General features: G+C 71.0%; 27 protein-coding genes and 4 tRNA genes. 23 read left to right on the forward strand and 8 right to left on the reverse strand.

What is annotated here, in order from left to right; all coding sequences use genetic code 11:
• Window positions 1-4: 4 nt before the first annotated feature.
• The 5 genes from IE258_RS00860 (at window position 5) to IE258_RS00880 (ending at window position 5,382) form a co-directional block, all read left to right on the forward strand.
• Complete coding sequence (locus IE258_RS00860; protein WP_189737670.1) at window positions 5-1,609, forward strand: NADH-quinone oxidoreductase subunit M; 1,605 nt, start codon at window positions 5-7, stop codon at window positions 1,607-1,609.
• A complete protein-coding gene (locus IE258_RS00865; protein WP_189737673.1) occupies window positions 1,606-3,153 on the forward strand; it encodes an NADH-quinone oxidoreductase subunit N in 1,548 nt (515 codons plus the stop codon). Before IE258_RS00860 ends, IE258_RS00865 begins: the two co-directional genes overlap by 4 nt.
• 262 nt (window positions 3,154-3,415) lie before the next feature.
• Window positions 3,416-4,279, forward strand: a complete 864-nt coding sequence (htpX, locus tag IE258_RS00870; protein ID WP_159329732.1) for a zinc metalloprotease HtpX — start codon at window positions 3,416-3,418, stop codon at window positions 4,277-4,279.
• Entirely contained in the window at window positions 4,276-4,692 is a 417-nt protein-coding gene (locus IE258_RS00875; protein ID WP_159329734.1) for a YccF domain-containing protein, read from the forward strand. The genes htpX and IE258_RS00875 overlap by 4 nt, the downstream gene beginning before the upstream one ends.
• A gap of 96 nt (window positions 4,693-4,788) precedes the next feature.
• On the forward strand, window positions 4,789-5,382 hold the full coding sequence (locus IE258_RS00880; RefSeq protein WP_189737676.1) for an SMI1/KNR4 family protein: 594 nt from the start codon (window positions 4,789-4,791) through the stop codon (window positions 5,380-5,382).
• Between the two features lie 80 nt (window positions 5,383-5,462).
• On the opposite strand, the gene IE258_RS00885 is transcribed toward IE258_RS00880, so the two are convergent.
• Complete coding sequence (locus tag IE258_RS00885; protein ID WP_189737679.1) at window positions 5,463-6,707, reverse strand: APC family permease; 1,245 nt, start codon at window positions 6,705-6,707, stop codon at window positions 5,463-5,465.
• Window positions 6,708-6,847: 140 nt separating this feature from the next.
• Between IE258_RS00885 and IE258_RS00890 the strand changes: the two genes are divergently transcribed.
• Window positions 6,848-7,114 (forward strand): GlsB/YeaQ/YmgE family stress response membrane protein, encoded by a 267-nt coding sequence (locus tag IE258_RS00890; RefSeq protein ID WP_189737682.1) that lies wholly within the window; start codon window positions 6,848-6,850, stop codon window positions 7,112-7,114.
• 72 nt (window positions 7,115-7,186) lie between these two features.
• On the opposite strand, the gene IE258_RS00895 is transcribed toward IE258_RS00890, so the two are convergent.
• Window positions 7,187-7,675, reverse strand: coding sequence for a YajQ family cyclic di-GMP-binding protein (locus tag IE258_RS00895; protein WP_159329740.1), 489 nt, complete (start codon window positions 7,673-7,675; stop codon window positions 7,187-7,189).
• Window positions 7,676-7,807: 132 nt separating this feature from the next.
• On the opposite strand from IE258_RS00895, the gene IE258_RS00900 reads away from it, so the two are divergent.
• Both IE258_RS00900 and IE258_RS00905 read left to right on the forward strand, forming a co-directional pair.
• A tRNA-OTHER gene (locus IE258_RS00900) sits at window positions 7,808-7,955 on the forward strand.
• Between the two features lie 126 nt (window positions 7,956-8,081).
• The gene (locus tag IE258_RS00905) at window positions 8,082-8,300 is read left to right on the forward strand and encodes a hypothetical protein (RefSeq protein ID WP_127891984.1); all 219 of its coding nucleotides are present in this window, start codon (window positions 8,082-8,084) and stop codon (window positions 8,298-8,300) included.
• 49 nt (window positions 8,301-8,349) lie between these two features.
• Here the strand turns inward: IE258_RS00905 and IE258_RS00910 are convergent, their stop codons facing one another.
• On the reverse strand, window positions 8,350-9,006 hold the full coding sequence (locus tag IE258_RS00910) for an NAD(P)H-binding protein (protein WP_189737685.1): 657 nt from the start codon (window positions 9,004-9,006) through the stop codon (window positions 8,350-8,352).
• Between the two features lie 130 nt (window positions 9,007-9,136).
• Window positions 9,137-10,576: an amidohydrolase family protein gene (locus tag IE258_RS00915; protein WP_189737688.1), complete on the reverse strand. Its 1,440-nt coding sequence runs from the start codon at window positions 10,574-10,576 to the stop codon at window positions 9,137-9,139.
• Between the two features lie 224 nt (window positions 10,577-10,800).
• Between IE258_RS00915 and IE258_RS00920 the strand changes: the two genes are divergently transcribed.
• The 5 genes from IE258_RS00920 to IE258_RS00940 all read left to right on the forward strand — a co-directional run bounded on the left by IE258_RS00920 (window position 10,801) and on the right by IE258_RS00940 (window position 12,258).
• Window positions 10,801-10,873, forward strand: a tRNA-Thr gene (locus IE258_RS00920).
• Window positions 10,874-10,919: 46 nt separating this feature from the next.
• Window positions 10,920-10,992: transfer RNA gene (locus IE258_RS00925), tRNA-Met, on the forward strand.
• An 89-nt stretch (window positions 10,993-11,081) separates the two neighbouring features.
• Entirely contained in the window at window positions 11,082-11,246 is a 165-nt protein-coding gene (gene rpmG, locus IE258_RS00930; RefSeq protein WP_003948671.1) for a 50S ribosomal protein L33, read from the forward strand.
• A gap of 111 nt (window positions 11,247-11,357) precedes the next feature.
• Complete coding sequence (locus IE258_RS00935; protein WP_127895258.1) at window positions 11,358-11,810, forward strand: MaoC family dehydratase N-terminal domain-containing protein; 453 nt, start codon at window positions 11,358-11,360, stop codon at window positions 11,808-11,810.
• Window positions 11,811-11,829: 19 nt separating this feature from the next.
• The gene (locus tag IE258_RS00940) at window positions 11,830-12,258 is read left to right on the forward strand and encodes a MaoC family dehydratase (RefSeq protein WP_087811929.1); all 429 of its coding nucleotides are present in this window, start codon (window positions 11,830-11,832) and stop codon (window positions 12,256-12,258) included.
• A 157-nt stretch (window positions 12,259-12,415) separates the two neighbouring features.
• On the opposite strand, the gene IE258_RS00945 is transcribed toward IE258_RS00940, so the two are convergent.
• Window positions 12,416-13,261, reverse strand: a complete 846-nt coding sequence (locus tag IE258_RS00945; protein WP_189737696.1) for a class I SAM-dependent methyltransferase — start codon at window positions 13,259-13,261, stop codon at window positions 12,416-12,418.
• A gap of 163 nt (window positions 13,262-13,424) precedes the next feature.
• Here IE258_RS00945 and IE258_RS00950 point away from each other — a divergent pair, with 163 nt between their 5' ends.
• The 4 genes from IE258_RS00950 (at window position 13,425) to IE258_RS00965 (ending at window position 17,531) form a co-directional block, all read left to right on the forward strand.
• Window positions 13,425-14,027 (forward strand): TetR/AcrR family transcriptional regulator, encoded by a 603-nt coding sequence (locus tag IE258_RS00950; protein ID WP_189737699.1) that lies wholly within the window; start codon window positions 13,425-13,427, stop codon window positions 14,025-14,027.
• Window positions 14,028-14,088: 61 nt separating this feature from the next.
• Window positions 14,089-14,661, forward strand: coding sequence for a TetR/AcrR family transcriptional regulator (locus IE258_RS00955; protein ID WP_189737702.1), 573 nt, complete (start codon window positions 14,089-14,091; stop codon window positions 14,659-14,661).
• A 121-nt stretch (window positions 14,662-14,782) separates the two neighbouring features.
• Complete coding sequence (locus IE258_RS00960) at window positions 14,783-16,297, forward strand: DHA2 family efflux MFS transporter permease subunit (protein WP_189737705.1); 1,515 nt, start codon at window positions 14,783-14,785, stop codon at window positions 16,295-16,297.
• A gap of 178 nt (window positions 16,298-16,475) precedes the next feature.
• Window positions 16,476-17,531 (forward strand): UDP-N-acetylmuramate dehydrogenase, encoded by a 1,056-nt coding sequence (locus IE258_RS00965; RefSeq protein ID WP_189737708.1) that lies wholly within the window; start codon window positions 16,476-16,478, stop codon window positions 17,529-17,531.
• Window positions 17,532-17,540: 9 nt separating this feature from the next.
• Here the strand turns inward: IE258_RS00965 and IE258_RS00970 are convergent, their stop codons facing one another.
• A complete protein-coding gene (locus IE258_RS00970; RefSeq protein WP_189737712.1) occupies window positions 17,541-18,173 on the reverse strand; it encodes an NAD(P)-dependent oxidoreductase in 633 nt (210 codons plus the stop codon).
• A gap of 127 nt (window positions 18,174-18,300) precedes the next feature.
• On the opposite strand from IE258_RS00970, the gene IE258_RS00975 reads away from it, so the two are divergent.
• The gene (locus IE258_RS00975) at window positions 18,301-18,897 is read left to right on the forward strand and encodes a TetR/AcrR family transcriptional regulator (protein WP_189737715.1); all 597 of its coding nucleotides are present in this window, start codon (window positions 18,301-18,303) and stop codon (window positions 18,895-18,897) included.
• A gap of 149 nt (window positions 18,898-19,046) precedes the next feature.
• Here IE258_RS00975 and IE258_RS00980 read toward each other — a convergent pair whose 3' ends face one another.
• The gene (locus tag IE258_RS00980; RefSeq protein WP_127895550.1) at window positions 19,047-20,078 is read right to left on the reverse strand and encodes an adenosine deaminase; all 1,032 of its coding nucleotides are present in this window, start codon (window positions 20,076-20,078) and stop codon (window positions 19,047-19,049) included.
• 125 nt (window positions 20,079-20,203) lie between these two features.
• Window positions 20,204-21,430 carry a pyridoxal phosphate-dependent aminotransferase gene (locus tag IE258_RS00985; protein ID WP_189737718.1) on the reverse strand — a complete coding sequence of 409 codons (1,227 nt, stop codon included), beginning with the start codon at window positions 21,428-21,430 and terminating at the stop codon, window positions 20,204-20,206.
• A 260-nt stretch (window positions 21,431-21,690) separates the two neighbouring features.
• Here IE258_RS00985 and IE258_RS00990 point away from each other — a divergent pair.
• The 5 genes from IE258_RS00990 (at window position 21,691) to rplA (ending at window position 24,543) form a co-directional block, all read left to right on the forward strand.
• A tRNA-Trp gene (locus tag IE258_RS00990) sits at window positions 21,691-21,763 on the forward strand.
• Between the two features lie 108 nt (window positions 21,764-21,871).
• Window positions 21,872-22,159, forward strand: coding sequence for a preprotein translocase subunit SecE (secE, locus tag IE258_RS00995; RefSeq protein ID WP_159329760.1), 288 nt, complete (start codon window positions 21,872-21,874; stop codon window positions 22,157-22,159).
• A gap of 80 nt (window positions 22,160-22,239) precedes the next feature.
• On the forward strand, window positions 22,240-23,112 hold the full coding sequence (gene nusG, locus IE258_RS01000) for a transcription termination/antitermination protein NusG (protein WP_189737721.1): 873 nt from the start codon (window positions 22,240-22,242) through the stop codon (window positions 23,110-23,112).
• Window positions 23,113-23,302: 190 nt separating this feature from the next.
• Window positions 23,303-23,737 carry a 50S ribosomal protein L11 gene (gene rplK / locus IE258_RS01005; RefSeq protein WP_073725164.1) on the forward strand — a complete coding sequence of 145 codons (435 nt, stop codon included), beginning with the start codon at window positions 23,303-23,305 and terminating at the stop codon, window positions 23,735-23,737.
• Between the two features lie 80 nt (window positions 23,738-23,817).
• Window positions 23,818-24,543, forward strand: a complete 726-nt coding sequence (gene rplA / locus IE258_RS01010) for a 50S ribosomal protein L1 (RefSeq protein WP_159329764.1) — start codon at window positions 23,818-23,820, stop codon at window positions 24,541-24,543.
• Window positions 24,544-24,567: the final 24 nt, after the last annotated feature.

Genomic DNA, 24,567 nt, shown 5'->3' on the forward strand with positions numbered 1-24,567 from the left:
AGGCGTGATCGATATCAACGAGTCCGTGATGCAGGTCCTTCTCGCGTTCATCGTCGTCGGCCCGCTCCTCGGCGCCGCCGCCGCCCTTCTGCCGGCGCCACCCGGGCTGAAGGGGAAGTCTCCCGAGCAGGCCGTGCTCCGGCACGGCGTCACCGTCACCGGTGCCGTCCTCATCGCGGCGATCGTCCTCGTGCTCGGCTTCGACCACGACCATCCGTCGAAGATGCAGGCCAGCACGGACATCAGCTGGATCCCCGCACTCGACGTGCGCATCCACCTCGGCATCGACGGCATCTCCCTCCCCCTGCTGGTCCTGACCGCGCTGCTGACCTTCCTCTGCGCGCTCTACTCGTACTTCAAGCAGCGGCACGAGCGGCAGACGCCGCGGGCTTCGAGTCCGAACCCGAAGGCATTCGTCGCGCTGCTGCTCGTCCTCGAGTCCGGCACCCTCGCGACCTTCGCCGTACTCGACCTGATCCTGTTCTTCCTCGCCTTCGAGACGGTCCTCATCCCGATGTACTTCCTCATCGCCCGCTGGGGCGGCGAGGGACGGGCCGGGGCCGCCTGGAAATTCATCCTCTTCACGCTCCTCGGCTCCGTCGTCATGCTGCTCGGCCTGCTCCTGATCGGAATCACGGCAGGCACATTCGACATGGTGGCACTCGCCACTGACAACGGCCGGTCGCTGACCACGTCCGTGCAGGTCATCGCCGTTCTGGCGATCGGGATCGGGCTCGCGGTCAAGACCCCGATGTGGCCGTTGCACAGCTGGCTGCCCGACGCCCACACCGCCGCGCCGACCGTCGGCTCGGTCCTGCTGGCCGGCGTCCTGCTGAAGATGGGCACGTACGGGTTCGTCCGGATCCTGCTCCCGGTCGCGCCGGACGGCTTCCGCACCTTCGCGCCCTACCTCGCCGCCTTCGCCGTGGTCGGCATCATCTACGGCTCCCTGGCCTGCCTGGCCCTCGCCAGAAGGGGCGCCAAGGGGGACCTCAAGCGCCTCATCGCCTACTCCTCCGTCGGTCACATGGGCTTCGTCCTGCTGGGCGTCGCGTCCATGACACCGACCGGCGTGAACGGCGCCCTCTTCGCCAACATCGCCCACGGCCTCATCACCGGCCTGCTCTTCTTCGTGGTCGGCGCGCTCAAGGACCGCACCGGGACCACCGACCTCGACGCCCTCGCCGAGGAGTCCGGTCACGCCCTGTACGGCAGGGCGCCTCGCCTGGGCGGCCTGCTCGCCTTCGCCGCGGTCGCCTCGCTGGGTCTGCCGGGCCTGGCCGGTTTCTGGGGCGAGATGCTCGCCCTGTTCGGTGCCTTCGACCCGCACGACGACCTCAGCCGCCCCGCCTTCCTCACCTTCATGGCCATCGCCGCCTTCGGCACCCTGCTGACCGCCGCGTACATGCTGATCGTGGTCCGCCGCGTCTGCATGGGCGCCGTACCGCAGGACGTCCCGCAGCCGAAGCTCGCCGACGTGCGCACGTACGAGTTCGCCGCCTGGACGCCGCTCGTCGTCCTCACCGTCGTCGCCGGACTGTGGCCGAGGACCCTCCTCGGGCTGACCGACCCGGCCGTGCAGCAGCTCCTCTCAGGAGGCACCCGATGAGCTCCCCGGCCCAGCTCCTCGCGGAGCCCCTGGCGCAGCCACTGGCACAGAACCTCGTCCAGTCCGTCGACTGGCTCGCCATCGCGCCGCCCACCATCACGGCGGTCGTCGGACTCGTCGTCCTCGTCACCGACCTGTTCGTCAAGGACGCCCGCAAGCCGCTGCTCGGGTGGATCTCGGTCGCCGGACTCGCCGCCTCTGCCCTCATGCTGCTGCCCCTGGTGAACGACGACCGCTCGACGTTCTGCCAGCCCGGCGAGCCCGGCGTGTGCAGCTACACCGCGGACACCTTCACCCTCGCCATCCAGTTCCTCGTCCTCGGCGGCGCCCTGCTGACCGCCCTCCTGTCCGTCACCGCGGTCAAGGACGCCGACCGGGGACTGCCCGCGGGCGAGTACTGGTTCCTGCTGCTCTCCTCCGCGGCCGGCGCCGCCCTGCTGCCCGCCTCCCGCGACCTCGCCACCCTGATTGTCGCCCTGGAGGTCGCCTCCCTGCCCGCCTTCGCCCTCGTCGGCCTCCGGCAGGGCGACCGCAGGTCCTCCGAAGCGGCCCTGAAGTTCTTCCTGTCCTCGGTCACGGCGACCGCGGTCAGCCTCATGGGCATCAGCTTCGTGTACGCCACCACAGGCACCCTCTACCTCACCCAGGTGGCCGACCGCATCCAGCGGGTCGACGGGCAGTTCACCACCCTCGCCCAGACCGGCGTCGTCCTCATCCTCGTCGGCTTCGCCTTCAAGACGGCCGCCGTCCCCTTCCACTTCTGGGTGCCCGACACCTACGTGGGCGCCCCCCTGCCGATCGCCGCCTACCTGTCCGTGATCGGCAAGGCGGTCGGCTTCTCCGGCCTCATCCTGATCACGGTCGTCGCGCTGCCGTCCTACGCGGACGTCTGGGGCCCCGCCCTCGCGGCACTGGCCGCGCTCACCATGACCGTCGGCAACGTCGGCGCCCTCCGACAGCAGGCCACGCGCGCGTACAGCGCGGTACGCCTGCTCGCCTGGTCGTCCGTCGGCCAGGCCGGCTACCTCCTGGTGCCGATCGCCGCCGCCGCGTACTCCGACGATCCCGAGCACTCGATCGGCTCGACCGTCGCCTACGCCCTCATGTACGCCGCGGTGAACCTCGGCGCCTTCGCGGTGGCCGCGCTGGTGGGCCGCACGAGGGCACTCAACCGCGTCGCGGACTACCGCGGCCTGTACGCGTCCAACCCCCTCACCGCCCTGCTCCTGGCGTTCTTCCTGCTCTGCCTCGCCGGACTGCCGCCCGGTGTCATCGGCCTCTTCGCCAAGGTCACGGTGTTCAGCGCGGCCGTCGACGCCGGACTCGGCTGGCTGGCCGTCGTCATGGCCGTCAACGTCGTGATCGCGCTCTTCTACTACCTCCAATGGACGGCTCTGCTGTTCCGGACACCCGAGGACGCGCCCGCCGGACACCGTGCCCCCGTCCCCCTCACGGCTGCGATCACTGTGACCGCGGTCCTCGCCGTCGCCCTCTCCGGAGCACCCCAGCTGATCCTCCGCTTCGCCGACACCGGGCTCTTCTGAACCCACCGGCCCCGGGCACGCGCGCGTGCGGCACCCGCCGCCACGCGCGCGTGCCGCTCGCCGCGGCCGTCACCCGTACGGACCACACGTGCCGCGCAGGGTGCCGGGGAACTGGCGGCCCTCGCCTGGCGTTGACCAGTACGGAAGGGTCCACTGGACGTGTCACCCACGGCACCGGTGGCACCGGAGACCAGGAAGCAACCACAGCGAGCGAGACCAGCAAGCAAAGGGTTCCCCTGCTGCACGACTTGGAGGGCGTACCGTGCACCGCCGGCACAACGGGCTCAGGACCGCAGTACTCCTCGGGGGACTGTCCGCGCTCATCATCGTCATCGGCAGCTTCTTCGGCCGAGCGGGGCTCGTCGTCGCCGTCCTCGTCGCCCTGGGCACCAACGCGTACGCGTACTGGAACAGCGACAAACTCGCACTCCGCGCCATGCGTGCCCGCCCGGTCAGCGAGTTCGAGGCCCCGGCGCTGTACCGCATGGTCCGCGACCTCTCCACCCAGGCCCGCCAGCCGATGCCCCGCCTGTACATCTCACCGACGGAGGCGCCGAACGCCTTCGCGACCGGCCGCAACCCGCGCAACGCGGCCGTGTGCTGCACCGAGGGCATCATGCGCCTGCTCGACGAGCGCGAACTGCGCGGCGTCATCGGGCACGAACTCAGCCACGTCTACAACCGCGACATCCTCATCTCCTCCGTCGCCGGCGCCCTCGCCTCGGTGATCATGTTCCTGGTCAACTTCGCCTGGCTGATCCCCGTGGGGCGGTCCAACGACGACGACGGACCCGGCCTGCTGGGCATGCTCCTCATCATGCTGCTCGGACCGCTGGCCGCCACCGTCATCCAACTGGCGATCAGCCGTTCCCGTGAGTACGAGGCCGACGCCTCCGGCGCCCAGCTGACCGGCGACCCGCTCGCCCTGGCCGACGCCCTGCGCAAACTGGAAGTCGGCACCAAGCAGCTCCCGCTTCCCCCGGAGCCCCGGCTCGAGACCGCCAGCCACATGATGATCGCCAACCCCTTCCGGCCGGGGCAGGGACTCTCGAAGATGTTCTCCACCCACCCGCCGATGGCGGAGCGAATCGCCCGACTCGAAAAGATGGCAGGTCGTCAGCAGTGAAGACCATCCTCAACGTCATTTGGCTCGTGCTCAGCGGCTTCTGGCTGTTCCTCGGCTACCTGCTCGCGGGCGCGCTGCTGTGCATCACGATCATCGGAATTCCCTTCGGCGTCGCGGCCTTCCGCATCGGCGTCTACGCCCTGTGGCCCTTCGGGTACACGACGGTCGAGCGACGCGGCGCCGGAGCACCCTCCTGCATCGGGAACGTGCTGTGGCTCGTCCTCGCCGGCTGGTGGCTGGCCCTGGGCCACATCGTCACCGGTATCGCGCTCTGCGTCACGATCATCGGCATCCCGCTCGGCATCGCCAACTTCAAGCTGATCCCCGTCTCACTGCTCCCACTGGGGCGCGAGATCGTACGCACGGACCAGCCGTTCACCGCTGCGGGAACGTCGCAGCGGACCGGCTGGTGAAGGACCTTCGCGGGCTCCCGTGGCCCGCGTTGTCCACAGCCCCCGGGTTGTCCACAGGCCCGCACGGATGTCAGTGGCGGCCTGCATGATGAACCCATGAGCGAGAACGAGCAGTTGCTGGAACGGGTGGCCGCCAAGGCGCGGCACACCCGGCCGTGGGGTTGGGCTTCCCTGCCCGAGCCCGTGGACGGGGCGACGACGGCCCGCGCCGAGGCGGCCCTGGGCTTCCCCCTTCCCGCACTGCTCGCCGAGCTGTACCTGCGCATAGGAGACGGCGGATTCGGCCCGGAGTACGGTCTGTTGCCCCTGCTCGACAGTCCGCCCTCGGGCGAGCCCGCCGCCGTCGCCCAGTACCTCGCCAACCGCGACAGCGCTGCGAAGGACCCCGACTGGCCCTGGCCCGAGGGCGTCCTGCCCATATCCCACTGGGGCTGCGCGATGTACGCGTGCGTCGACTGCCGCTCCCCGCAGGCCACTGTCCTCCTCTTCGAGCCCAACGCCGGTGACGCCGACCATGCCTGGTACGTCGACGCCCCGAGCCTCGCCGACTGGCTGCGCGCCTGGACGGAGGGCACGGGCTGGTACGAGGAGGCCCACGACGGCCCCGAGCCGACTCCCTGGGACGACTTCCCCATACGTACCGGAAGACCGCCCACGCCGACGGGTGGGTCGCCCGCACAGGCGTCCTGAGGGACATCCGGCCGGGCCCCTCCCGCCGGTTCACCCACGGGGAGCCGACGCCGGACCACTTCGGCGCCCCCAGCCGTCGTCTACCGCGGGACTTGCTGCCCCCGCACCCCGTACACCACCACACCCACCGCCAGCACACCCACACCCACCACGACCGACACCGCCGGAAGCGAGAACGCGAGCACCACACAGCCGACCAGCCCGAGCGCCGGCACGACCCGCGACAGCCGCGACGGGTCGAGCGTCCAGGCCGAGGCGTTGGCCACGGCGTAGTACGCCAGCACACCGAAGGAGGAGAAGCCGATCGCCCCACGCACGTCCACCGTCGCAGCCAGGACCGCGACCACCGCGCCCACGGCCAGCTCCGCCCGGTGCGGCACCTGGAAACGCGGGTGCACCGCGGCCAGCGCCCGGGGCAGATGACGGTCCCGGGCCATGGCCAGCGTCGTCCGTGAGACGCCCAGGATCAGCGCCAGCAGCGACCCGAGGGCGGCCACGGCGGCCCCCACCCGCACCACCGGCGCGAGCCCGGGCAGGCCGGCCGCCTCCACCGCGTCCGCCAGCGGCGCCGTCGCCTGCCCCAGGCCGGCCGGGCCCAGCACGGAAAGGACAGCCACCGCGACACACCCGTACACCGCCAGGGTGAGCGCCAGCGCAAGTGGGATCGCGCGCGGAATGGTGCGCCGCGGGTCCCGCACCTCCTCACCGAGGGTCGCGACGCGCGCATACCCGGCGAACGCGAAGAACAGCAGGCCGGCCGCTTGCAGGACCCCGTCGGCGCCACCCGACAGGCCGATGTCCAGCCGCGCGGCGTCGGCCTGCCCCGAACCGAGACACACCACCACCACGGAAGCGAGGACAGCGAGAACCACCGCCACGATCACCCGCGTCAGCCAGGCGGACTTGTGGATCCCGCCGTAGTTCACCGCGGTCAGCGCCACCACGGCGGCGACCGCCACCGCATGCGCCTGCTCCGGCCAGACGTACGTGCCCACGGTGAGCGCCATGGCGGCACAGGAGGCCGTCTTTCCGACGACGAACGACCAGCCCGCGAGATAGCCCCAGAACTCCCCGAGCCGCTCACGCCCATAGACGTAGGTGCCACCCGAGGCCGGATACCGGGCGGCCAGCCTGGCCGACGACATGGCGTTGCAGTAGGCGACGACGGCTGCCACGGCAAGGGCGAGGAGCAGCCCCGAACCGGCTGAGCGCGCCGCCGGCGCGAGGGCGGCGAAGACCCCGGCACCGATCATGGAACCGAGCCCCACGACGACGGCGTCGCCCAGGCCGAGGGTGCGACGCAGCTCCGAACCCCCAGGTGTCATGGGTCGCACCCTACTGATCGGCGCAACCACCCGGCGCGGTCGGAACGTCCCCTCCACCAAGAAGACATGAACACCGCGCGGAGGAACGGCCCGCAGTACTGGCACCGTGTGGGCACAGAGAGAAAGGGCAGGGTCAGGGCATGACCGTCATCAGCTGGATCATCCTCGGACTGTTGGCCGGAGCCGTCGCCAAGTTCCTGCTGCCGGGCCGCGACCCCGGAGGGCTCATCGGCACCACCCTCATCGGCATCGCGGGCGCCTTCCTCGGCGGCTGGATATCGGCCCGCTGGCTCGACCACCCGATCAGCAAGGACTTCTACGACGGCGCCACCTGGGCGGCGGCGATCGGCGGTTCGCTGGTGCTCCTGGTCGCCTACCGGCTCCTGTTCGGCAACTCGCGCGACTGAGCACGCGCAGAGCGGACGAGAAAGGGTGGGCACCGCCGGGGTGCCCACCCTTTTCCGTCCCGGTTCAGCGGATCACCGGTAGTTGACGAACTGCAGCGCGAAGTCGAAGTCCTGGCCCTTGAGCAGGGCGATCACGGTCTGCAGATCGTCCCGGCTCTTCGAGGAGACCCGCAGTTCCTCGCCCTGCACCTGGGCCTTCACGCCCTTGGGGCCCTCGTCGCGGATGAGCTTGGCCACCTTCTTCGCGTTGTCCTGGGAGATGCCCTCCTCGATCGACGCGAAGATCTTGTACTCCTTGCCGGAGAGCTGCGGCTCGCCCGCGTCCAGAGCCTTGAGCGAGATGCCGCGCTTGATCAGCTTGGACTGGAAGACGTCGAGGACCGCGCTCACCCGGTCCTCGGAGTTGGCCTCCATGAGGATCTTCTCCCCGGACCACGAGATCGAGGCCCCCACGCCCTTGAAGTCGTAACGCTGCGAGATCTCCTTGGCGGCCTGGTTGAGGGCGTTGTCGACCTCCTGCCGCTCGACCTTCGAGACGATGTCGAAACTGGAGTCGGCCATGTCCTGTGGCTCCTTGTATCTGGGTGCGTGTCGGGCCGCGTATCGGGTCCGTACCGGCATACGTCGGCGGCCGCCGGGCCCGGCAGGGTCCTCGGCCGCATCCGGACAAGCCTAGCCACCCACCGCGGTCCGGGCGGCGATCAATCGGGTGGCGAAGCACCCCTCCACATCAGGTATTGTTTACGTCGTTGCCACGGAGCGCCGCCCACCAGCGGCTCGACGGGCAGCAAACCCCGGCGGTGTGGCTCAGCCTTCCCAGGTTCGAATCCTGGCGCCGCCACACGGGAATGAAAGGGCCCCGTGACCTGCCCGAACAGCAGGTCACGGGGCCCTTCGTCATGCGTCGGGCAGCACGAGAGGGCGTGGGCTCGGCTCACCGTTCGCGGTGTGCGGGCAGACTGGTGGCATGGCCTCGTCCTCCCGTCGCAGAATCTGCCCCGAGTGCCGTCGCGAGATCGCCGTCGTCGCGGGGCGGTACGCCCGCCACGATCCGCCCGGTGCACGGGAGAGCGGTGAGCTGGTGTCCTGCCCGGGATCGCGCCGGTCGGCGCAACTCGGTGCGGCGCAGCCGTCCTTGGACGGGTACGTCGTCCCCGACTTCCCCGGGCAGTTGCCCCTCTTCTAGCCTCCGCCGGCCTTCGTGAGTGCCCCGAACCCCGGTCGCCCTGCCGGCCTCAGTTCCCGGCCACCGACTTCACCGCGACCGACACCGGCGCCGAACCGCTGATCAGCTCCAGGGTCAGGCCGTTGGTGGCCGGGGTGTCGACCAGTTCCGCCAGGACGGCCGCGACGTCGTCGCGCGGGACGGGGCCGCGGCCGGTGTGCGCCTCCAGACGCACCAGACCCGTGCCCGCGTCGTCCGTCAGGGCGCCGGGGCGCAGGATCGTCCAGTCCAAGGCGTCGAGCGAGCTGACGTACGCGTCCGCCTCGCCCTTGGCGCGCAGGTAGACGTCGAAGATCTCGTCCCCCCGGTGCCGGGGGTCGGCGCCCATGGAGGACACGACCAGGAAGCGCCGTACGCCAGCCCGGACCGCGGCGTCCGCGAAGAGGACCGCGGCCGCCTTGTCCACCGTGTCCTTGCGGGCCGCCCCGCTGCCGGGACCCGCGCCCGCCGCGAAGACCGCCGCGTCCGCGCCCCGCAGCCGCTCCGCGACCTCCTCGACCGAGGCCGACTCCAGATCCAGCACGATCGGTTCGGCGCCCGCCGCGCGCAGATCGTCGGCCTGCTCCGCCTTGCGGACGATGCCCGCCACCTCGTCACCGCGCGCGGCGAGCAACCGCTCCAGCCGCAGCGCGATCTGACCATGACCACCAGCGATGACAATGCGCATGTCTTCGACCGTACGCCCCGACGCCCGCACGCGCCGCACGACTTCGACCACCCCGCGCCGTGCGAATTCGGCGGCCGCGCGCCGCGCCGCGCCGGGCCGGACTCCGCGCGCCGTCCCCCGCGGCCCTCCCTCAGGTCATGTCCCCACGCCCACCGGGACCACCAGAACCGCCGGCACCACCTGGACCACCAGGACCGCCGCGCCCGTCACGTCGTCCACGGCCGCCACCGCCCTGCCGGGGCAGCCCCAGGTCCGGTGCGGTGGTCGAGTCGCCGTACTCCCGTACCGCGCTGGTCCGCGCCACCACGCGCCCCCGGTGTACGACGATCCGGCTGTACGCCAGCGACAGCGCCCCCGACAGCCGGTCCCCGCGCACGGCGACGAGTTCGGCCGGGAAGCCCGCCTCCACCCGCACCTCGGGCAGACCGAGGGCCGACCGAGCCGCCGCGCTCACGGCCTCGTACGCCTCCTCGGGGCGCAGTCCGTGGCGCGAGGCCAGCAGGTAGGCCGCCTCCAGGGGGTCGCCGCGCCCGACCGGGTTGGACACGTCCCGCAGCGCACCGCTCCCGGCGGCGACCCGCACCCCGGCCGCCCGCAGCAGCCGTACCGGAGCCGTGCCGTCGGGGTGGTCCGCCGTCCCGCAGGCGCCCTGCGGCAGGCAGACCACCGTCACCCCCGCCGCCGCGAGCTGGTCCGCGGCCCGGCAGGCCGCGTCGGCGGGCAGCCGTCCGAGGCCGTCGCAGGGGCCGATGGCGACTCCGGGGCGCAGCCCGCCCGCCATGGCCGCCAGCCGGGCCAGCCGCGCCGGGTCGGCGGCGTCCGTGTGCAGGTCGACCGGGCAGCCGTGCTCGGCGGCGACCTCCAGGACCGCCTCCACGTACCCCGCCGGATCCGGGTCCAGGTCAGGACAGCCACCCACCACGTCGGCGCCCATCTTGACCGCGTCCCGCAGCATCGCCAGCCCGTCGGCGCCGGCCGCTCCGGTCAGCACCCTCGGCATCGCCACCGTGGTCAGCTCGGTGAGCCCGCGCAGCGAGCGCCGGGTCCGCAGGACGGCGGTCAGCGCGCCGAGCCCCGCGACGTCGCCCACCCGCACGTGCGCGCGCAGCGCGGTGGCGCCGTGTCCCAGCTGGAGCAGGGCGGCCTCGGTGGCCCGGCGCTGGACGTCCTCGGGCTGGTAGGAGACAGGGCCGGGGGCGTCCGCCGTGAGCGCCGTGTCGGCGTGCACGTGGGGATCGGCCGGGGCCGGTAGCAGCAGGTAGCCATCCAGGTCGAGGTGGCCGCCGGGGTTCAGGTGACCGCCAGAGCCGGAGCCGGAACCGGAGCCGGAGCCGTGGCGGGGTCCGGGACCGGGACCAGGACTCGGCACGCCTCCCGGGGGCAGGTTGCCGAGGGTGCGGCGCGGGGTCAGGCTGCCGGCCGTACCGACCGCCTCGATACGGCCGCCGTGAAGCCGTACGTCCACGGTCCTGCCGTCGGTGAGCCGCGCCCCGGAGAGCAGGAGCGAGCCGCGGTCGGCGGGGCCCGAGGGGGAGGGCGAGTGGGGCGGCTGCGGCTGGCTGTCGGGCATCGCGCTCCTCTGGGCTCGGGGCTGCGCAGTGGGGGACGCAAGATCACGCAGAGTGAGTCGAGCCTAGGACGGTGATCAGCCCGTGGCGCGGAGGAGCGCAATAGTCGTACCGGTGCGGTCCCGTGCCGTTCGGACGCTCCGGGGGCGGTCGGGACGGGACGGGGCAGGGTCGGCGAAACGGATTTGGGCGAACGGCGGGCGACCGTGTAATGTCTTCATCGCTCGCCCCAATAGCTCAGTCGGCAGAGCGTCTCCATGGTAAGGAGAAGGTCAACGGTTCGATTCCGTTTTGGGGCTCTGGTGTGAGAGGTTCCCGTCGCAAGGCGGGGCCCGATCGCATCACAGCGGTGTAGCTCAGTCGGTAGAGCAAGCGGCTCATAATCGCTGTGTCACCGGTTCAAGTCCGGTCACCGCTACTCTTAGTAGCCGATTGCGGGGTCGGTCCTTCAATCGGCTACTCTTTCCTGCGTTAATAACATCAATCCGTTCGTCAAGGAGCACTCACGTGGCTGCCACCGACGTCCGCCCGAAGATCACGCTGGCCTGCGTGGAGTGCAAGGAGCGGAACTACATCACCAAGAAGAACCGGCGTAACAACCCGGACCGACTGGAGATGAAGAAGCACTGCCCGCGTTGCAATGCGCACACCGCGCACCGCGAGACGCGATAGTCAGATCAGGCTCGTACACGAGGCCGTCCCCGAGGCTTGGGGACGGCCTCGTGTCGTTGTCGCCGTCGCTCGTCGACACGGATACGAAGAGCAGCAGGAGGTTGCGAGCCCATGGCGCTCGACCAGTCGTTCGTGGGGCGGACTTACCCGCCCACCGTGCCCTACGAGGTGGGCCGGGAGAAGATCCGCGAGTTCGCGGAAGCGGTGGGGGACGCCAACCCGGCGTACACCGACCCGGAGGCCGCGAAGGCGCTCGGCCATCCCGACGTGATCGCTCCGCCGACCTTCGTGTTCTCGATCACGTTCAAGGCGGCCGGCCAGGTCGTCGAGGATCCGCAGCTCGGGCTGGACTACAGCCGGGTGGTGCACGGCGACCAGAAGTTCGCCTACGTCCGCCCGGTGCGGGCCGGTGACCGGCTCACCGTCACCTCGACCATCGAGGCGATCAAGTCGCTGGCCGGCAACGACATCCTGGACATCCGCGGCGAGGTCCACGACGAGGCCGGCGAGCACGTCGTGACCGCCTGGACCAAGCTCGTGGCCCGCGCGGCCGAGGAGGCGTGAGCGTCCGATGACGAACCCCCTGACGGCGAAGGTCGCGTACGGCGACGTCGAGGTCGGCACCGAACTGCCCGCGCAGAGCTTCCCGGTGGACCGCGCCACGCTCGTGCGGTACGCGGGCGCCTCCGGCGACTTCAACCCGATCCACTGGAACGAGAAGTTCGCCAAGGAGGTGGGCCTGCCGGACGTCATCGCGCACGGCATGTTCACCATGGCCGAGGCCATCCGCGTGGTCACCGACTGGACCGGCGACCCGGGCGCGGTCGTGGAGTACGGCGTCCGCTTCACCAGGCCCGTCGTCGTCCCGAACGACGACCAGGGTGCCGTGATCGAGGTCAGCGGCAAGGTGGCGGCCAAGCTCGACGACAACACCGTGCGCGTCGACCTCACGGCCACCAGCGGCGGCCAGAAGGTCCTCGGCATGTCCCGGGCGGTCGTACGACTGGGCTGATCGGCCCCATACGGTCCCTGGCAGCCGACTGCAGACTGCCGACTGCCGGCTGCCTGTATGCCCGTCCTGCCTCGCCCCCGCCCCGGCCCGGTCGCTCCCTCTCCCCTCCCGCCCCTCCCGCTCGGTCGGGGCGAGCGGGTCAGCGGTGTCAGGGGTTTCAGGGGTGGGTGGCGGCGCGTACTGCCGTGGTCGCCAGCGTCGTGTAGTGCATGGTGAAGCGACCACCCAGCGCGTCGATGGCGTGGCCGACCGCGCCCAGTATCTCGGCCAGTTGGTCGGGGCGGAGCCGGGTGAGGCCGCCGGTGGTGGGGAGCAGTTCCAGCCACTGGTCGCGCGTGTAGGACCGCTGCCAGTCGAAGCGCCACTGCTCCGGGTCGTCGAACCGCCGCGTCTCCCGGATCCCGTCGGCGATCTTCGCGTACCCGGCTCGATACGTCTCCAGAGGGCGCCGCGCAGGCTGGTCGCTGAACGGCGAGTCGGGGGCGACCCGGCGGAGGGCTGCCGCGAGCGGCTCGGCCACCTCGGGCGGCGGCTCGAACACGTGACCGAAGATCGCCAGGCGCCCGTTCGGACTCAGTACCCGGGCTGCCTTGAGGGCGCCGACGGCCGGGTCCACCCAGTGCCACGACTGGGCGGCGATCACGGCGTCGAAGGCGCGGCCCGCCGGTTCCCAGTTCTCGAAGGTCGCCACCTCGACGGGCAGGCCGCGGGCCCGCGCGAAGTCGGCCATCCGCGCGTCCGGCTCGACGCCGAGCACGGTGCAACCGGCGGCCTGGAACTGCCGGGCCGCGATGCCCGTGCCGCAGCCGACGTCGAGTACGTCGGGTTCCGGCCGATCCCCGACGACGCGCGTCACCAGGGCGTCGGGGTAGCTCGGTCGGGCCCGGTCGTAGCGGTGCGCGTCCGCGCCGAAGGACTCGGCGGTCCGTCGGGCCTGGTGCAGCGGTGTCGGCTCCCCTTGCCCCGGTGGGGGCGGAGGGGGAGGCGGAGGTAGAGTGGGCATGCGTTCACTTTAGTGGGCAGGTGCCCACAAGCCAAGAGTGGGCAAGTGCCCACCAGTCCAGGCCAGCCCAGTCCAGCGCGGTCCAGTCCAGGGCGGGCGAGGGCAAGGGCGCCCACGAGTCGACGGACGCCAGGACTGCCTGGCGCACGGAAGGGGTCCGTACGTGCCGACCGGAGTGCATCTTCGCGACGCGCGTCAGCAGCTGTTCGACGCTGCGGAACGCGTACTGCTGCGAGCGGGCCCGAACGGGCTGACCAGTCGGGCCGTCACCGACGAGGCGGGCTGCGCCAAGGGCGTCCTGCACCGGCACTTCGCCGACTTCGACGCCTTCCTCGCCGAGCTCGTGCTCGACCGCGCCGCGCGGCTGGAGACACAGGCGCTGACGCTGCGCGAGGCGGTGGGCACCGGTGCCGTGGCCGACAACCTCACCGAGGCGCTGACCACCCTGTTCGGGCCGGTCCCGGTGGCGATCATCCCGCTCATCACCTTCCGGGACGAGTTGCGGGCCCGGCTGCGGCAGGCCATGCCCGGGGGTGGCATCGCGATCCTCGCCCAGGTCGCTTCGGCGGTCTCCGCCTACCTGGCCGACGAGCGCGTGAGGGGCCGCATCTCGGCCGACGCCGACATCGACTCGCTCACCCTCTCCCTGGTCGGCGGCGGGCATCTCCTGTTCGCGGACCGTGACCCGGGTCCGCCGGACACGGCGGCCGTCGGCAAGCTCGTGAACACGGTGCTCGCCGATGTCCTCCAACGACGTCCGCGCTGACCCAGGCCCGAACACGTCGCCCTCTTGACGAAGTTAGTGATTGAGCACTAACTTCGTCTTCATGGTCAGGATGAGCGCAGAGGAGCGGCGCGAGAGCGTCATCCGTGCGGCGACGAGCGAGTTCGCCCGAGGTGGCTACCACGGCACCTCGACGGAGGCCATCGCCAAGCAGGTGGGCGTCTCCCAGCCGTACCTCTTCCGCCTCTTCCCCGGCAAGAAGGCGATCTTCCTCGCGGTGGCCGAGCGCTGCCTGCGGGACACACGCGAGGTCTTCGAGAAGTCGTCCGAAGGTCTGCACGGTGAAGAGGCCCTGCACGCCATGGCCGAGGCATACTCGCAACTGATCGCGGACCACCCCGAGAAGCTCCAGATGCAGTTGCAGGTGTACGTCACCGTCGCCGCCGCCGAGGCGGCCGGGGACCACGAGTTCGGCGAGATGGTGCGCAAGGGCTGGCTCGAACTCTGGGACACCGTGCACCTGCCGCTGGGGGCGGACATCGGCCAGACGACGACCTTCCTGGCGTACGGCATGCTGATCAACACCCTGGTCGGCATGGGATTCCCGCCGGGGCATCGGGTCTACGGCGGTATCTACGAGTCGGGTCAGGCCAAGCGAAGCCGGGAAGGCGCGTAGGGGTGCGCGGGGGCGCGTAGGGGCACCGAGGAGCGGTCAGGTCCCGCTTCCGCACGCCCATGAAAGTTAGTCATCAATAACTAACCAAATCCACAGCAAGTGCACACCCTCTGGGGGAGAGATGTCACAGCAAGGAGCACGTCGGAACACCCGCGGTGGGGGAGCCGCCTGGGCCCTCGTCATCACCAGCGTCGCCGGTTTCATGGCGGCCCTGGACAACCTCGTCGTCACCACCGCGCTGCCCTCCATCCGCGAGGACCTGGGCGGCGCGCTGCACGACCTGGAATGGACCGTGAGCGCCTACACGCTCACCTTCGCGGTCCTCCTGATGTTCGGCGCTGCCCTCGGCGACCGCTTCGGCCGCCGCAGGCTCTTCGTCGTCGGCATCACCGTCTTCACCGCCGCCTCTGCCGCCGCGGCCATGGCGCCCGGGATCGACTCGCTCATCGCCGCCCGCGCGGTGCAGGGCGTCGGCGCCGCGATCATGATGCCGCTGACGCTGACCCTGCTCACGGCCGCGGTACCCGCCGAACGGCGCGGCATGGCCTACGGCATCTGGGGTGCCGTCAACGGGCTCGCCGTGGCCTCCGGGCCGCTGGTCGGCGGCAGCCTCACCGAGCACATCTCGTGGCAGTGGATCTTCTGGCTGAACGTTCCGCTGGGCCTGGCCCTGCTGCCGCTCGCCCGTCTCCGCCTCGCCGAGTCGCACGGCACCGGTGCCCCGCTCGACATACCCGGCACCCTGCTCGCCAGCGGCGGACTGTTCGGCGTCGTCTACGGTCTGGTCCGGGGCCCCGTGGACGGCTGGACCGGCTCCGTGGTGCTGACCGCCCTGTTCGCCGGGGCCGCGCTGCTGGTCGGCTTCGTCCTCTACAGCACTCGCGCCAAGAACCCCATGCTCCCCATGCGGCTGTTCCGGTCCCGTGCCTTCGCCGGCGTCAACGCGGCGAGCCTGCTGATGTTCCTGGGGATGTTCGGCTCGATCTTCCTGCTCAGCCAGTACATGCAGGGCGTGCTCGGCTACTCGCCCACCGAGGCCGGCCTGCGCATGCTGCCCTGGACCGGCATGCCGATGCTGGTGGCGCCGATCGCCGGCATCCTCTCCGACCGGATCGGAGGGCGCCCGGTCGTCGCGGCCGGACTCTTCCTCCAGGCGGCCGGCCTCGGCTACCTGGCCTCGGTGATCACGGCCGACGCCTCCTACGCGATCCAGCTGCCCGGTCTGATCATCAGCGGGGTCGGCATGGCCCTCTACTTCGCCCCGGCCTCCGCGCTGGTGATGTCCAGCGTGGCCGCCAAGGAGCAGGGCATCGCCTCCGGCGCCAACAACGCGTTGCGCGAGGTGGGCGGGGCGCTCGGTATCGCGGTCATGTCGTCGATCTTCGCCGCGCAGGGCGGCTACGCGTCCGCGCAGACCTTCGTGGACGGACTGCGGCCCGCGGTCGCCGTGGGCGCCGCGATGGTGGCCCTCGGCGGTGTCGCGGCCCTGGCGATCCCGGCACGCCGCCGCACCGGGGAACAGAGCCCCACGGCCGCGCCGAAGACGGCCCCGGCCCCCGAACCGGCCGACGAACCAGTCGACGAACCGGCCCCCGAACCGGCCCTCGCCCCGACGGCACCAACGCCCCGTCACTGACCGCACGGCACTGACGCCCCGGCACTGACGCCCCGGCACTGACGCCCCGGCACCGACCGCACGGCGCAGCACGCGACAGGAGTACGGCATCGCCCCGGCCCCACCGGTCGGGGCGTCGCCCGTCGCCCGTGTTTCCCGCTGCCCGGGGCTGTCGGTGCCGTCTCGTAGTCTTGAGCGCGTGCAGGAACTCCACGACGCGCCCCTCGCCCCCCTGACCACCTTCCGACTCGGCGGGCCCGCGACCCGGCTGGTCACGGCCACGACCGACGCCGAGGTGATCGCCGCCGTCCGCGAGGCCGACGACACCGGGACCCCGCTGCTGCTCATCGGCGGCGGATCCAACCTGGTCATCGGCGACAAGGGCTTCGACGGCACCGCCCTGCACATCGCCACCCGCGGCTTCTCCCTCGACGGCACGACGCTGGAGCTGGCGGCCGGCGAGATCTGGACCGACGCCGTCGCCCGCACCGTCGAGGCGGGCCTGGCGGGCGTCGAGTGCCTGGCCGGCATCCCCGGCTCGGCGGGCGCGACCCCGATCCAGAACGTCGGGGCGTACGGCCAGGAGGTGTCCGCCACGATCACCGAGGTCACCGCGTACGACCGCAGGAGCCGCGAGACGGTCGCCCTCTCCAACGCCGACTGCGCCTTCTCCTACCGCCACAGCCGCTTCAAGGCCGACCCCGAGCGGTACGTCGTGCTGCGTGTCCGCTTCGAGCTGGAGGACGCAGGCGGCCTCTCCGCGCCGCTCCGCTACGCCGAGACGGCCCGTGCCCTCGGCGTCGAGGCGGGCGACCGGGTGCCGCTGACGGCCGCCCGGGAGACGGTGCTGAAGCTGCGCGCCGGGAAGGGCATGGTGCTGGACCCCGAGGACCACGACACCTGGTCGGCCGGGTCGTTCTTCACCAACCCGATCCTCACGGACGAGCAGTTCGCCGCGTTCCGCTCCCGCGTCGCCGAACGCCTGGGTGACGCCGTGGAGCCGCCCGCCTTCCCGGCCGGGGATGGGTGCGTCAAGACCTCCGCGGCCTGGCTGATCGACAAGGCGGGCTTCACCAAGGGGTACGGCACCGGCCCCGCTCGCATCTCCACCAAGCACACCCTCGCCCTCACCAACCGCGGCGAGGCGACCACCGAGGACCTGCTCGCGCTGGCCCGCGAGGTCGTCGCCGGGGTCCACGATGCCTTCGGCGTGACGCTGGTCAACGAACCGGTGACGGTGGGCGTGAGTCTCTGACCGGGGACTTCAGTAGGCCACCCCCACGCCCTGCTTCACCGTCCCCGCGTCCTCGGTCATGGCGAGCATCGCGTGGGCGACGTCGGCCCGGCCCGCGAAGCGGCCCTTGGGCGGGAAGCCGCCGATCACCGTCCGGTACCGGCCGGTCAGCGGCTTGTCCTGCAACCGCGGCGGCCGGACGGCCGTCCAGTCGGTGGCGCTGCGCGCCAGCTCCGCCTCCATGGCGCGCAGATCGGTGTAGACGTCCTTGAGCACGGCGGAGACGGCGCCGCGCACCGCCCGGTCCAGCAGGCCCGCGCCCTCCGGTTCCGGTCCGACCGGAGCGGCACTGACCACGAGCAGTCGGCGCACGCCCTCCGCCTCCATCGCGTCGAGGACCGTACGGGTGAGCCTGGTCGTGACTCCGGCGTCGGCGCGGCGGCGGGCGCCGAGCCCGGACAGCACGGCGTCCCGGCCGGCCACCGCGGGTCGCACCGCGGCGGGGTCGCCCAGGTCCGCCCGGAACACCTCCAGACGTTCGCCGGTCACCGGCAGTCGCGCGGGGTCCCGTACGACGGCCGTGACCTCGTGCCCGGCCTCGAGCGCCTGCCGGACGATCTCCTGGCCGATGCCTCCCGTGGCACCGAAGACGGTGAGCTTCATGGCGTACTACTCCGTTCCGGCGGCGCGGCCGAGTCCGCCGCGCGAGGTGGGTGAGTACTCACTCACCCCTGTCTCCTCTAGAGTGAGTAAGTACTCACCCACTAGTCAAGTCCCGACGGGAGCAGTCATGCCGTCCGCCACACCGGCCAGGGAACGCATCCTGGACGCCGCCCACGAGCTGATGCGGACCGTCGGGCTCACCCGTGCCACGACGAAGGAGATCGCCAGGGTGGCCGGCTGCTCCGAGGCCGCGCTGTACAAGCACTTCGCGAGCAAGGAGGAGCTGTTCATCCGGGTCCTGTCCGAACGGCTGCCGCGGCTGACCCCCCTGCTCCGGAGCCTCGCGACCGAGCCGGGAGGAGCCTCGCTCGAGGAGAACCTGACGGAGATCGCCCGCCAGGCCGTGCTCTTCTACGAGCAGAGCTTCCCGATCGCCGCGTCGCTGTACGCGCAGCCCCAGCTCAAGCGCCGGCACGACGACGCGATGCGCGAGCTGGGCACCGGGCCGCACCTGCCGATCGAGGGCCTCGACACCTACCTGCGGGCCGAGCAGGCGGCCGGGCGCGTCAGGGCCGACGCGGACACCTTCGCAGCCGCGTCGCTCCTGCTGGGGGCCTGCGCGCAGCGGGCCTTCGCGTACGACGCGACACCGAGCGGTGCGCGCCCGCCGGTCGACGCGTTCGCGCACCGCCTGTCCCGGACGCTGCTCGCGGGGCTCCACTGACCCGCAGCCGCAGCCGCAGCCGCAGCCGCAGCCGCAGCCGCAGCCGGGCCGTAGCTGTGGCCGCAACAACAGCCGTACCCGGGCCGGCGTCGGCCGGGAGGCGCGCCCCCCTAGGCCCCGCCCCCTGGGCCCGACCCCCAGGCCCGCCCCTAGGCCGTCAGCCAGTCGTCCACCCCCGCCAGCAGCCGCCCCTTCACGTCCTCCGGCGCCGCCGACCCCCGCACCGACTGCCGCGCCAGTTCCGCCAGCTCCGCGTCCGTGAACCCGTGGTGCTCGCGCGCGATCTCGTACTGGGCGGCCAGCCGGGCCCCGAACAGCAGCGGGTCGTCCGCGCCCAGCGCCATCGGCACCCCCGCCTCGAACAGCCTCCGCAGCGGCACGTCCTCCGGCTTCTCGTACACACCCAGGGCGACGTTCGACGCCGGGCACACCTCGCACGTCACCTGCCGGTCCGCCAGCCGCTTCAGCAGCCGTGGGTCCTCCGCCGCCCGCACCCCGTGCCCGATCCGGTCCGCCTCCAGGTCGTCCAGGCAGTCCCGGACCGACGCGGGACCGGTCAGCTCACCCCCGTGCGGCGCGCTCAGCAGCCCCCCGTCCCGCGCGATGGCGAACGCCCGGTCGAAGTCCCGGGCCATCCCGCGCCGTTCGTCGTTCGACAGGCCGAAGCCGACCACGCCCCGCTCCGCGTACCGCACCGCCAGCCGTGCCAGCGTCCGCGCGTCCAGGGGGTGCTTCATCCGGTTCGCGGCGACCAGCACCCGCATCCCGATGCCGGTGTCCCGCACGGTCGTCTCCACCGCGTCCAGGATGATCTCCAGCGCCGGGATCAGCCCGCCCAGCCGCGGCGCGTACGAGGTCGGATCGACCTGGATCTCCAGCCACCCCGACCCGTCCCGCAGGTCCTCCTCCGCGGCCTCCCGGACCAGCCGCTGGATGTCCTCGGGCGTCTGGAGGCACGACCGCGCGGCGTCGTACAGCCGCTGGAAGCGGAACCAGCCCCGCTCGTCCGTCGCCCGCAGCTTCGGCGACTCCCCGCGGCCCAGCGCCTCGGTCAGCGTCTCGGGCAGCCGCACACCGTGCTTGTCGGCCAGTTCCAGCAGGGTGGTGGGCCGCATCGACCCGGTGAAGTGCAGGTGGAGATGGGCCTTGGGCAGTTCAGAGACATCACGTACACGCTCCATTCCGTGATCCTGCCGTACGACACGCCCGGCCCGACAGCACTTTCCCCGTACGTGGTCTTGCTCGCACAAACAAACGGGGCCACCCCTCAACGTTGAGAGGTGGCCCCGCGGGACGACGGGACGGATCAGTCCCGCGCCTCCGCCAGCAGCTTCTGGATCCGGCTCACGCCCTCGACGAGGTCCTCGTCCCCGAGCGCGTACGACAGCCGCAGGTACCCCGGCGTGCCGAACGCCTCACCCGGCACCACCGCGACCTCGGCCTCCTCCAGGATCAGCGCGGCCAGCTCGACCGAGTCCTGCGGACGCTTGCCGCGGATCTCCTTGCCGAGCAGCGCCTTCACCGACGGGTAGGCGTAGAACGCGCCCTCGGGCTCCGGGCACAGCACGCCGTCGATCTCGTTGAGCATCCGCACGATGGTCTGGCGGCGCCGGTCGAAGGCCTCCCGCATCTTCGCCACGGCGTCCAGGTCGCCGGAGACCGCGGCCAGCGCCGCCGCCTGGGACACGTTGGACACGTTGGACGTGGCGTGCGACTGGAGGTTGGTCGCGGCCTTGACGACGTCCTTCGGGCCGATGACCCACCCGACCCGCCAGCCGGTCATCGCGTACGTCTTCGCCACGCCGTTGACCACGATGCACTTGTCGCGGAGCTCGGGCAGCACGGCCGGCAGGGACACGGAGACGGCGTCGCCGTAGACGAGGTGCTCGTAGATCTCGTCGGTCAGCACCCACAGGCCGTGCTCCACGGCCCACTTGCCGATCGCCTCGGTCTCGGCCTCGCTGTACACCGCGCCCGCCGGGTTCGACGGCGAGACGAAGAGGACGACCTTGGTCTTCTCGGTGCGCGCCGCCTCCAGCTGCTCCACCGTCACCCGGTAGCCGGTCGTCTCGTCGGCGACGACGTCGACGGGCACACCGCCGGCCAGCCGGATCGACTCCGGGTACGTCGTCCAGTACGGCGCCGGGACGATGACCTCGTCGCCCGGGTCGAGGATCGCGGCGAACGCCTCGTAGATCGCCTGCTTGCCGCCGTTGGTGACCAGGATCTGCGACGGGTCGACCTCGTAGCCGGAGTCGCGCAGCGTCTTCGCTGCGATGGCGGCCTTCAGCTCGGGCAGCCCGCCGGCCGGCGTGTAGCGGTGGAACTTCGGGTTCTTGCACGCCTCGACGGCGGCCTCGACGATGTAGTCCGGCGTCGGGAAGTCGGGCTCACCCGCGCCGAAGCCGATCACGGGACGTCCAGCGGCCTTGAGGGCCTTGGCCTTGGCGTCCACGGCGAGGGTCGCGGACTCGGAGATCGCGCCGACTCGGGCGGAGACCCGGCGCTCGGTGGGAGGGGTTGCAGCGCTCATGACCCCATCGTTCCAGACCGGAAACTTCCCGGGCACAGGGGTTTCACGGACTGAACCGGACCGGTCCACGCCCTGAACGCCAGTCCGGTCCACGGCGACTCCAGTCCGGTCCACGGCCTGAACATCAGTCCGGACGTGCTTTCTGTTCGACGCCCGGCCCGTGAGCACGTACACTCTCACCTCGTTGGCCTTCAGCGGCCCGCGATCACCCGGTGCACACCAAGCATCCGGGCGGATGCGGTACGTTGGGGGACGAACAAAGGGTCGTAGCTCAATTGGTAGAGCACTGGTCTCCAAAACCAGCGGTTGGGGGTTCAAGTCCCTCCGGCCCTGCTACACACACCATCGCCAGGATGTGTGCGCATGTACGTACAGCAATGCACCGCCGTGCGGCTCCAACCGGGCGCGGCACGGCCACGACCCGGAATCAGGTGAGGACGAGTGACGGACGCCGTGGGCTCCATCGACATGCCTGATGCCCAGGACGAGGCGCCGGACTCCAACAAGAAGTCCCGCAAGGGCGGCAAGCGAGGCAAGAAGGGCCCGCTGAAGCGGCTCGCGCTCTTCTATCGCCAGATCGTCGCGGAACTGCGCAAGGTCGTCTGGCCCAGTCGCAACCAGCTGACGACGTACACCACTGTGGTGATCATCTTCGTGGTCATCATGATCGGCCTGGTGACTCTGATTGACTATGGCTTCTCTCACGCCGCCAAGTACGTCTTCGGCTGAGTCGAGAGCGAAGGGCGCCGAGGTACCCGGCGCCCCTTTCGCGTGTTCCACCCCTATGTATCCAGGAAGAAGCAGCCACAGTGTCTGACCCGAACGTGAACGACGCCATCGAGCCGGTCGAGTCCGTCGAGGACGAGCTCGGCACCGTCGAGGGCGCCGACAACGAGGACACCGAGGCCTCCGTCGAGGCCGAGGCTGCCGACGACACGGTCGTCGCGGAGACGGACGAGGACGCGACGGACGCAGCGGACGCGGAGGCGGACGAGACCGCCGAGGCCGCCGACGCGGAGGCCGGTGAGACCGACGCCGCCGAGGCCGAGGCCGACGAGCCCGACATCGACCCGATCGAGAAGCTCCGCCAGGAGCTGCGCGTCCTCCCCGGCGAGTGGTACGTCATCCACACCTACGCCGGTTACGAGAACCGTGTGAAGACCAACCTCGAGCAGCGCGCCGTCTCGCTCAACGTCGAGGACTACATCTTCCAGGCCGAGGTGCCGCAGGAAGAGGTCGTCCAGATCAAGAACGGCGACCGCAAGACGATCCGCCAGAACAAGCTGCCGGGTTACGTCCTGGTCCGCATGGACCTCACCAACGAGTCCTGGGGCGTCGTCCGCAACACCCCCGGCGTCACCGGCTTCGTCGGCAACGCCTACGACCCGTACCCGCTGACCCTGGACGAGATCGTCAAGATGCTCGCCCCGGAGGCCGAGGAGAAGGCCGCCCGCGAGGCAGCCGAGGCCGAGGGCAAGCCGGCTCCGCAGCGCAAGGTCGAGGTCCAGGTCCTGGACTTCGAGGTCGGCGACTCGGTCACCGTCACCGACGGCCCCTTCGCCACCCTCCAGGCCACGATCAACGAGATCAACGCCGACTCGAAGAAGGTCAAGGGCCTCGTCGAGATCTTCGGCCGCGAGACCCCGGTCGAGCTGAGCTTCGACCAGATCCAGAAGAACTAGCACCCCCACCGGCCCCGCCGGTACTTCTCTGGACGTACTGCTTCCGACCAGGTCAGGCGCCCGCTCGCGCGGCGTCTGACCTGCTCGGTTTTTGGCCGCGCATCTATACCCGTTATCGTTGTGCGGTATGCCTGTGTCCGGGTAGCTCCCGGACGTGGGCAGGACCCGAATCGAAAGGACCCGGAGAGCTATGCCTCCCAAGAAGAAGAAGGTCACGGGGCTCATCAAGCTCCAGATCCAGGCCGGTGCCGCGAACCCGGCTCCGCCGGTCGGCCCCGCGCTGGGTCAGCACGGCGTCAACATCATGGAGTTCTGCAAGGCCTACAACGCCGCGACCGAGTCGCAGCGTGGCTGGGTCATCCCGGTGGAGATCACGGTCTACGAGGACCGCTCCTTCACCTTCATCACCAAGACGCCGCCGGCCGCCAAGATGATCCTCAAGGCCGCGGGCGTGGAGAAGGGCTCCGGCGAGCCGCACAAGACCAAGGTCGCGAAGATCACGCGCGAGCAGGTCCGTGAGATCGCCACCACCAAGATGCCCGACCTCAACGCCAACGACCTGGACCAGGCGGAGAAGATCATCGCCGGTACCGCGCGTTCCATGGGCGTCACGGTCGAGGGCTGACCTCCACCCCCGTAAACCAGCAGAAGTGGCGGGGCCTGCTCGGCCCGGACCACGACTCCTAAGAAGCCACAGGAGCAGTAGTGAGCAAGCGCAGCAAGTCTCTCCGCGCTGCGGACGCCAAGATCGACCGGGACAAGCTCTACGCCCCGCTCGAGGCCGTCCGTCTCGCCAAGGAGACCTCCACGAGCAAGTTCGACGGCACCGTCGAGGTCGCCTTCCGCCTGGGTGTCGACCCGCGCAAGGCCGACCAGATGGTCCGTGGCACCGTGAACCTCCCGCACGGCACCGGCAAGACCGCCCGGGTCCTGGTCTTCGCGACCGGTGACCGTGCCGAGGCCGCGCGTGCCGCGGGCGCCGACATCGTCGGCTCCGACGAACTGATCGACGAGGTGTCGAAGGGGCGTCTGGACTTCGACGCCGTCGTCGCCACCCCGGACCTCATGGGCAAGGTCGGCCGCCTCGGCCGCGTGCTCGGTCCCCGTGGTCTCATGCCGAACCCCAAGACCGGCACCGTGACCCCGGACGTCACCAAGGCTGTCAACGACATCAAGGGTGGCAAGATCGAGTTCCGCGTCGACAAGCACTCGAACCTGCACTTCATCATCGGCAAGACGTCGTTCGACGACACCAAGCTGGTGGAGAACTACGGCGCGGCGCTGGAGGAGATCCTCCGTCTGAAGCCGTCCGCCGCCAAGGGCCGCTACATCAAGAAGGCCGCCATCAGCACCACGATGGGCCCCGGCATTCCGCTCGACTCCAACCGCACCCGCAACCTCCTCGTCGAGGAGGACCCGGCCGCGGTCTGAGCGAGCAGCTCGCCCCACCGGTTC

It is taken from the genome of Streptomyces tendae (genome assembly GCF_014650435.1).
Taxonomy (GTDB): Bacteria; Actinomycetota; Actinomycetes; order Streptomycetales; family Streptomycetaceae; genus Streptomyces; species Streptomyces tendae.

Coding starts and splice junctions, on each gene's coding strand:
- IE258_RS00890 (WP_189737682.1), top strand. CDS start 6,848: ATGACCGTCATCAGCTGGATCATCCTCGGACTGTTGGCCGGAGCCGTC.
- IE258_RS00880 (WP_189737676.1), top strand. CDS start 4,789: ATGAGCGAGAACGAGCAGTTGCTGGAACGGGTGGCCGCCAAGGCGCGG.
- IE258_RS00985 (WP_189737718.1), bottom strand. CDS start 21,430: ATGAGCGCTGCAACCCCTCCCACCGAGCGCCGGGTCTCCGCCCGAGTC.
- IE258_RS00885 (WP_189737679.1), bottom strand. CDS start 6,707: ATGACACCTGGGGGTTCGGAGCTGCGTCGCACCCTCGGCCTGGGCGAC.
- IE258_RS00970 (WP_189737712.1), bottom strand. CDS start 18,173: ATGAAGCTCACCGTCTTCGGTGCCACGGGAGGCATCGGCCAGGAGATC.
- IE258_RS00975 (WP_189737715.1), top strand. CDS start 18,301: ATGCCGTCCGCCACACCGGCCAGGGAACGCATCCTGGACGCCGCCCAC.
- IE258_RS00895 (WP_159329740.1), bottom strand. CDS start 7,675: ATGGCCGACTCCAGTTTCGACATCGTCTCGAAGGTCGAGCGGCAGGAG.
- IE258_RS00905 (WP_127891984.1), top strand. CDS start 8,082: ATGGCCTCGTCCTCCCGTCGCAGAATCTGCCCCGAGTGCCGTCGCGAG.
- IE258_RS00915 (WP_189737688.1), bottom strand. CDS start 10,576: ATGCCCGACAGCCAGCCGCAGCCGCCCCACTCGCCCTCCCCCTCGGGC.
- IE258_RS00865 (WP_189737673.1), top strand. CDS start 1,606: ATGAGCTCCCCGGCCCAGCTCCTCGCGGAGCCCCTGGCGCAGCCACTG.
- IE258_RS00945 (WP_189737696.1), bottom strand. CDS start 13,261: ATGCCCACTCTACCTCCGCCTCCCCCTCCGCCCCCACCGGGGCAAGGG.
- IE258_RS00980 (WP_127895550.1), bottom strand. CDS start 20,078: ATGGAGCGTGTACGTGATGTCTCTGAACTGCCCAAGGCCCATCTCCAC.
- IE258_RS00935 (WP_127895258.1), top strand. CDS start 11,358: ATGGCGCTCGACCAGTCGTTCGTGGGGCGGACTTACCCGCCCACCGTG.
- IE258_RS00910 (WP_189737685.1), bottom strand. CDS start 9,006: ATGCGCATTGTCATCGCTGGTGGTCATGGTCAGATCGCGCTGCGGCTG.
- rplK (WP_073725164.1), top strand. CDS start 23,303: ATGCCTCCCAAGAAGAAGAAGGTCACGGGGCTCATCAAGCTCCAGATC.
- IE258_RS00960 (WP_189737705.1), top strand. CDS start 14,783: ATGTCACAGCAAGGAGCACGTCGGAACACCCGCGGTGGGGGAGCCGCC.
- IE258_RS00955 (WP_189737702.1), top strand. CDS start 14,089: ATGGTCAGGATGAGCGCAGAGGAGCGGCGCGAGAGCGTCATCCGTGCG.